The sequence below is a fragment of the Inquilinus sp. genome, from assembly GCF_057815775.1.
The window spans coordinates 1-7,164 of record NZ_JBYRFX010000441.1 but is presented as its reverse complement, the minus strand read 5'-3'; the positions used below and the strand labels follow the sequence as shown (position 1 = coordinate 7,164).

General features: G+C 70.1%; 6 protein-coding genes. All 6 read right to left on the bottom strand.

Going from position 1 to position 7,164, the window contains the following annotated elements; translation table 11 throughout:
- Window positions 1-776, bottom strand: a 776-nt coding sequence (locus tag AC3XYG_RS15765) for a UDP-N-acetylglucosamine--N-acetylmuramyl-(pentapeptide) pyrophosphoryl-undecaprenol N-acetylglucosamine transferase (protein ID WP_489140794.1), incomplete at its 3' end; no start/stop codon positions are given.
- Window positions 773-1,897 carry an FtsW/RodA/SpoVE family cell cycle protein gene (locus AC3XYG_RS15760; protein WP_489140793.1) on the bottom strand — a complete coding sequence of 375 codons (1,125 nt, stop codon included), beginning with the start codon at window positions 1,895-1,897 and terminating at the stop codon, window positions 773-775. The genes AC3XYG_RS15760 and AC3XYG_RS15765, both read right to left, overlap by 4 nt.
- Window positions 1,897-3,294: a UDP-N-acetylmuramoyl-L-alanine--D-glutamate ligase gene (gene murD / locus AC3XYG_RS15755; protein ID WP_489140792.1), complete on the bottom strand. Its 1,398-nt coding sequence runs from the start codon at window positions 3,292-3,294 to the stop codon at window positions 1,897-1,899. Before murD ends, AC3XYG_RS15760 begins: the two co-directional genes overlap by 1 nt.
- A gap of 4 nt (window positions 3,295-3,298) precedes the next feature.
- The gene (mraY, locus tag AC3XYG_RS15750; RefSeq protein ID WP_489140791.1) at window positions 3,299-4,384 is read right to left on the bottom strand and encodes a phospho-N-acetylmuramoyl-pentapeptide-transferase; all 1,086 of its coding nucleotides are present in this window, start codon (window positions 4,382-4,384) and stop codon (window positions 3,299-3,301) included.
- A 32-nt stretch (window positions 4,385-4,416) separates the two neighbouring features.
- Complete coding sequence (locus tag AC3XYG_RS15745) at window positions 4,417-5,904, bottom strand: UDP-N-acetylmuramoylalanyl-D-glutamyl-2,6-diaminopimelate--D-alanyl-D-alanine ligase (RefSeq protein WP_489140790.1); 1,488 nt, start codon at window positions 5,902-5,904, stop codon at window positions 4,417-4,419.
- On the bottom strand, window positions 5,901-7,164 hold a 1,264-nt coding region (locus tag AC3XYG_RS15740; RefSeq protein WP_489140789.1), incomplete at its 5' end, for a UDP-N-acetylmuramoyl-L-alanyl-D-glutamate--2,6-diaminopimelate ligase. The genes AC3XYG_RS15745 and AC3XYG_RS15740, both read right to left, overlap by 4 nt.

The window sequence follows — 7,164 nt, the reverse complement described above, 5'->3', positions numbered from 1 at the left end:
GCCGCCAGGCGGTCCGGCACGTCGTCGAAGAAAGTCGACAGAGTGGCGTCGGCGCCGATCGCGGCATAGCGGGCGCGGCAGGCTTCGATGTCCTCGGGCCGGCATTGCTGGACGATCGACAGCCGGGCGCGCAGCCCCTCGGGCAGCAGGGCGATCGCGGCCGGGATCAGCTCGCTGAACACCCGGGCGCCCTGGCTGCCGCCGAGGACCAGCAGGGTCAGCCGCCCCTGCCCGTCTGGCGCCGGGAACGGCACGGCGGCCTTCGCCGATATGGCCGGGCGCACCGGATTGCCCGTTACCACGATCCGGCTGGCGTCCTCGCCCGGCGCGGCCTGCAGCGGAAAGCCGGTGGCGATGGTGGCGGCGCGGCCGGCGAGCCAGCGGTTGACCCGGCCCAAGAGGGCGTTCTGTTCGTGCAGCAGCACCGGGATCCCGGCGCGGGCAGCGGCCAGCACGGTCGGCGCCGAGGGATAGCCGCCGAAGCCGACCACGACCGAGGGCCGGTGCCGGCGCAGCACGCCGCGCGCGTCGAGATAGCCGAGGCCGAGCAGCGCCGCGGTCTTGAGCTTGCCGAGCAGGCCGGGTGCCACGGTGGCGGAGCGGACGGCGTCGACCGGCACCTCGGGCAGCCGGTCACCGAAGGCGCGGCCGCGCGGGTCGGTGGCCAGCCGCACGGCATGGCCGCGGGCGATCAGGGTCCGCGCCAGCGCCTCGGCCGGAAACACATGGCCGCCGGTGCCGCCGGCCGCCAGGAGGATCGGGCCTGTCGAGGTCACCGCTGGCCACCGCTGCCGATGTGGCGGCGGGTCAGCGCCAGGACCATGCCCATACCGTAGCCGAGCGCGATGAGCGAGGAGCCGCCATAACTGACGAAGGGCAGCGTCATGCCCTTGGTCGGGATCAGGTGCAGGGTCGAGGCCATGTTGATCGCCGCCTGCAGCCCGAACTGGGTGACCAGCCCGACCACCGCCAGCATGATGAACAGGTTGGTCTCGTTCATCACTCGCGACAGGCCGCGCACCACGATGAAGGCGAACAGCGCCACCAGCAGCAGGCAGAAGAACAGGCCGAACTCCTCACCGCCGACGGCGAAGATGAAGTCGGCATGGGCGTCGGGCAGATACAGCTTCACCGTGCCCTCGCCCGGGCCGGTGCCGAACAGCCCGCCATTGACGAAGGCCTCGATCGACCGGTCGTGATGGTAGTTGTCGCCCGCCGCGGGATCGAGGAAGCGGTCGATGCGGCTGCGCACATGGTCGAACAGGAAGTAGGACCCGACCAGGCCGCTGGACCCCAGCCCGATCAGCCCCACCACCAGGAACATCGGCAGGCCGGCGATGAAGAACTGGATGAACCAGACCGCGGTCACCACCACGGTCATGCCGAGATCGGGCTGCGACAACAGCAGGAACACGATCAGGGCATAGAGGACGGTTGAGGCGATATAGCCGGGGAAGCCCGGCCGGGTCTTCTGCTGCGCGAACAGCCAGGCGCCGACCACGGCGAAGGCCGGCTTGACGAACTCGGACGGCTGCACCGACATGCCGGGCAGCTGGATCCAGCGGGTGGCGCCCTTGATCTCGACACCCATGAACAGCGTGAGGAAGACGCCGAGCAGCGCCAGCATGCAGACGATCGCCGATGTGCGGCGGATGGCCGCCGGGCTCATCAACGACACCAGGAACATCAGCCCGACCGCCGGCACCAGCATCATCAGGTGGCGTTCGATGAAGTGGAATTCGCCGAGGTTGATGCGCTGGGCCACCGCCGGGCTGGCGGCCAGGATCAGGATGATGCCGATGCCCATGATGATGCCGAGCAGCAGCAGCATCCAGCGGTCGACCGTCCACCACCAGCGGCCGATGACGGAACTGTCGGCGCGATCCAGGGTCACCATCAGAGATCCCCTCTTTCCACCCGAACCTGCAGCCCCTTGACCGAGGCGGCGAAGGCTTCGCCCCGCGCCTCGAAATTGGCGAACTGGTCGAACGACGCGCAGGCCGGCGACAGCAGCACCACCGACCCGGCCACGCCGTCGGCCTTGGCGGCCTGATAGGCGGCCTCGATCGCGGCATCCAGGTCGGTGCAGCGCTGGTAGGGCGTCTTGCCGTCGAGATGCGCGGCGAATTTCGGGGCAGCCTCGCCGATCAGGAAGGCCTTGGCCACGCGCGGCAGATAGGGATCGACCGCTTCCAGCCCACCCTCCTTCGGCCGGCCGCCGGCGATCCAGTAGATCCGGTCGTAGGAGCCGAGCGCCTTGGCCGCCGCGTCTGGGTTGGTGCCCTTGCTGTCGTTGACGAAGCGGATGCCGCCGATGGTGCCGACCAGCTGTTGCCGGTGTGCCAGGCCCGGGAAGCTGCGGATGGCCTGGGCCAGCACCTCCTCCTTCACGCCGGCGGCGCTGGCGGCGGCCCAGGCGCAGGCGGCGTTCTGGCCGTTGTGGCTGCCCGGCAGGGCCGGCGCCTCGCGCAAATCCAGCACGGCCCGCGCCGCACCGTCGATCGCGTCGTACAGCACGAAGTCGCGGACGAAGACGCCGTGTTCGACCGCCGTCTCGACCGAGATCGGGATCGCCCGCACCTCGGGCCGCGCGGCGGTGGCGTCGAACACCGCCCGCGAATAGTCGTCGTCGATGCCGATCACCGCGGTGCCGCCGGCGCGGACGCCGTCCAGCAGCCGCTTCTTGGCCGCGACGTAGCCGGCCATGTCGGGGTAGCGGTCGAGATGGTCCGGCGTGATGTTGATGAACACGCCGATCGACCAGGGCACCTCAGTGATGGTCTCGAGCTGGTAGGACGACACCTCCAGCACGTACCAGCCGCCGGGACCGATGCTGCGCAGGCCCAGCGCCGCCGGCCCGAGATTGCCGCCGGCCTCGGAATCGATGCCTGCCGCCTCGAAGATGTGCTGCAGCAGCGCCGTGGTGGTCGACTTGCCGTTGGTGCCGGTGATGCCGAGGAAGCCGGTCTCCGGCAGCGCCTCGGCCAGCAGGTCGATGTCGCCGACCATGCGGCAGCCGGCCTCCAGCGCCTTCGCCACCGCCGGATGCGGGTGCGGATGGGTGCGCGGGATGCCGGGGCTGAGCATCACCAGGTCGACGCCGTCCATGCCCTCGGCGCCGAAATCGCGGATCGGCACGCCCTCGCGCTCGGCGAAGGACCGGCCGGCGACCTTGTCGTCCCAAGCGGCGACCGCAACATCAGACGCCTTCAGCGCCCGGATCGCGGCGGTGCCGGATTTGCCCAGGCCGAGGACGGCGACCTTGTGTCCCTTGAGGTGCGAAAGGTCGATCATCCGCTCACCGCAGCTTCAGGCTGGAGAGGCCGATCAGGGCCAGGATCACGGCGATGATCCAGAAGCGGATGACGATGGTCGGCTCCGCCCAGCCCTTCTTCTCGTAGTGGTGGTGCAGCGGCGCCATGCGGAACACCCGCTTGCCGGTCATCTTGAAGCTGGCGACCTGGACGATCACCGACACCGCCTCGAGCACGAACAGGCCGCCGATGATCGCCAGCACCAGCTCGTGCTTGGTGATCATGGCGATGGCGCCGAGCGCCCCGCCCATCGACAGCGAGCCGGTGTCGCCCATGAACACCATGGCCGGCGGCGCGTTGAACCAAAGGAAGCCGAGCGCACCGCCGATCAGGGCGCCGCAGAATACCGCCAGCTCACCGGCGCCTGGGGCGTGGTGGATCTGCAGATAGCCGGCGAAGACGGCGTTGCCGGCGAGATAGGCGATCAGGCCAAAGCAGGCAGCGGCGATAATCACCGGCATGGTGGCGAGGCCGTCGAGCCCGTCGGTCAGGTTGACCGCGTTCGAGGCACCGACCATCACCAGCATCGAGAACGGGATGAACAGGATGCCGAGTTCGACCATGACATCCTTGAGGAACGGGATCGCCAGTGCGGTCTCGCGTGCCTCCGGCGTGACCTGCAGGTACCAGAGCACGGCGACGAGGGCGATGCCGCCCTGCACCACCAGCTTCAGCTTGCCGGACAGGCCCTTGGGGTTGCGCTTGGTCAGCTTCAGATAGTCGTCGCCGAAGCCGACCAGGCCGAAGCCGACCGTGACCAGCAGCGTGATCCAGACGAAGGCGTTGCGCAGATCGGCCCAGAGCAAAGTCGAGACCACGATCGCGATCAGGATCATCAGCCCGCCCATGGTCGGCGTGCCGCGCTTCTTGAAATGCCCCTCCGGCCCATCCTCGCGGATCGGCTGCCCCGCCCCCTGCCGGGCCTTCAGCCACCGGATCATCGCCGGGCCGATCACGAAGGCGATGACGAGCGCGGTCATCACCGCGGCCCCGGTCCGGAACGTCAGGTACCGGAACAGGTTGAAGACGAGGGCCTGATCGGCGAGAGGGGCGAAGAGAGCCGGAAGCACCGGGGTCTGTTCCTTCTGAGCGACTGCTGACCTTAGTGGCCGTTGACGACGCGCTTCTGCGCCGCCTGGCCTTGGGATGCGTGGCTATGGGATGCGCGGCCCTGCCGCGCCACGTGCAAATTTTCCAGCGCCTCGACGATCACCGCCATGCGACTGCCGAGCGAGCCCTTGACCATGACGCAGTCGCCCGGCCGCACGGCTTCGGCCAGGACCGTGGCCAGGGCCGTGCTGTCCGCCGCATGGGCGCCGCGCCGGGCTTCCGGCAGGGCGTCGTACAGCTGCTTCATGTCCGGGCCGCAGGTGAAGACCAGGTCGATGTCGTTGGCCAGCACATGCTCCTTCAGCGCGGCGTGCATCGCCGGCGCGTCGGGGCCGAGTTCCAGCATGTCGCCGAGCACGGCGATGCGGCGGCCGTCCTGGCCGCTGTCGACCCCGCCCAGCACCTGCAGGCTGGCGGCGACCGAGACCGGGCTGGCGTTGTAGCTTTCGTCGATCAGCAGGATGGCGCCGGCCTGCCCGCCCTGCGACACCTCGATCCGGATGCGGGCGCCGCGGCCGCGCAACGGGGTGATCCGGCCCATCGCCCGGGCGGCGCCGGCGATGTTGGCGCCCAGCGCCTTGGAGGCCAGCAGCACCGACAGGCTGTTCACCACCCAGTGCCGGCCTGGCGCCGACAGTGTGTACTGCACCGGCTCGCCCAGGACCATGGCGCTGACCGCGCTGGCCGCCGTGTGCAGCGAGCAGTCGACCAGCCGGGCGTCGGCGTCGGGGTGTTCGCCGAAGCTCCAGATCCGGCCGACGCCCTGGGTGCGGGCATGGGCGACCAGGCGGGCGAAATACGGGTTGTCGCGATTCAGGATCGCGGTGCTTTCCGGACCCATGCCGCGGAAGATCTCGGCCTTGGCGTCGGCGATGCCGTCCACCGAATCGAAATTCCCGGCATGCACCGCCTCGACATTGGTGATGATGGCGACATCGGGCTCGACCAGGCGCGACAGCGGCGCGATCTCGCCGGCATGGTTCATGCCCAGCTCGAACACGCCGTACGACACCTGCTCAGGCATCCGCGACAGGCTGAGCGGCGCGCCCCACTGGTTGTTGAGGTTGCCCTGCGAGGCATAGGACGGCGCAGTGGCCGACAGGGCCAGCTTCAGCGCCTCCTTGGTGCTGGTCTTGCCGACCGAGCCGGTGACGCCGGCGATCCGCGCCTCGCTGCGCATCCGGGCGAAGCGGGCCAGGTCATTCAGCCCGTCCAGTGTGTCCTCGACCACCAGCAACGGCGCGTCATGCGCCACGCCCTGCGGCACCCGGTCGACCATGACGGCCGAGGCGCCCTTGTCCAGGGCGGCCTGGACATAGTCGTGGCCGTCGAAATTGGGACCGCGCAGCGCGACGAACAGGTCGCCCGAGACCACCGACCGGCTGTCGATCGAGACCCCGGTCGCCGACCATTCCCCGACCTGCATCCCATTGGTTGCGGCAGCCGCCTCCGCGGCCGGCCAGAGCGCAGGATTGGTCATGGCGTTGCTCTCCATCGCGGGTCGGTCTTCACATGGGTCACGGCGTAACGCGCCTGCTCCGCATCGTCGAACGGACGGACGTCATCGCCTATAATCTGGCCGGTCTCATGGCCCTTTCCGGCCACGATCAGGACATCGCCGGGGCCGAGGCCTTCGACCGCAATCCGGATCGCCTCGGCGCGGTCGCCGATCTCGGCGGCGCCGGGGCAGCCGGCCATCACCTGGCGGCGGATCTCGGCCGGGTCCTCGCTGCGCGGATTGTCATCGGTGACGATCACGCGGTCGGCGAAGCGGGCGGCGATCTGGCCCATCAGCGGGCGCTTGCCCTTGTCGCGGTCGCCGCCGCAGCCGAACACCACGACCAGCGCGCCCGGGGTGTGCGCCCGCAGCGCGGTCAGTACCGTCTCCAGCGCCCCCGGCTTGTGCGAGTAGTCGACATAGACCGGGGCGCCGTTGGGATGGCTGGCCACCAGTTCGACCCGGCCCGGGATGCCCTTGAGCTGCGGCAGCAGCGCGGCGGCGACATCGAGGTCGGCGCCGTCGGCCACCACCAGCGCCAGGGCGCACAGCACGTTGTAGGCCTGGAAGCCTCCGACCAGCGGCAGTTCCGCCCGATACGACCGGCCGCCGGCGGTGAATGCCAGGTCGATGCCATGCGGCAGCGGCTCGGCCCGGTCCATGCGGACATCGGCGCCGGCGCGGCCGAAGGTCAGCACGGTGCGCCCGGCGCCGCGGGCCCGGGCGACCAGGCCCGGCGCCTCCGGAATGTCGGCATTGATCACGGCGGTGCCGCCGGGCAGCAGCACCTCGTCGAACAGCCGCGCCTTGGCTGCCAGGTAATCCGCCATCGTCGGGTGGTAGTCGAGATGGTCCTGGGTGAAGTTGGTGAAGGCGGCCAGCGTCACCCGCACGCCATCGAGCCGGAACTGGTCGAGCCCATGCGACGAGGCCTCCATCGCCAGCTTGGTCACCCCGGACGCGGCCAGGTCGGCCAGCTCGCTGTGCAGCGCGATCGGGTCCGGCGTGGTCAGCGAGCCGTAGCGCTCGCGCCCCGGCGCCATCACCCCGAGCGTGCCGATGCTGGCCGCCTGGTGGCCGAGCAGGGTCCAGAGCTGGCGAGCGAAGTTGACGGTCGAGGTCTTGCCGCTGGTGCCGGTGACGGCGGCGATGGTGGCAGGCTGCAGGCGATAGAACTCCGCCGCCATCAGCGCCAGCCGGCGCCGCGGATTGGCATCGGTGACCAGCACGGCCCGGGCGCCG

Excerpts from the sequence above, each read along its gene's own strand:
- AC3XYG_RS15745 (WP_489140790.1), bottom strand. The coding sequence starts at position 5,904 with ATGACCAATCCTGCGCTCTGGCCGGCCGCGGAGGCGGCTGCCGCAACC.
- AC3XYG_RS15760 (WP_489140793.1), bottom strand. The coding sequence starts at position 1,897 with ATGGTGACCCTGGATCGCGCCGACAGTTCCGTCATCGGCCGCTGGTGG.
- murD (WP_489140792.1), bottom strand. The coding sequence starts at position 3,294 with ATGATCGACCTTTCGCACCTCAAGGGACACAAGGTCGCCGTCCTCGGC.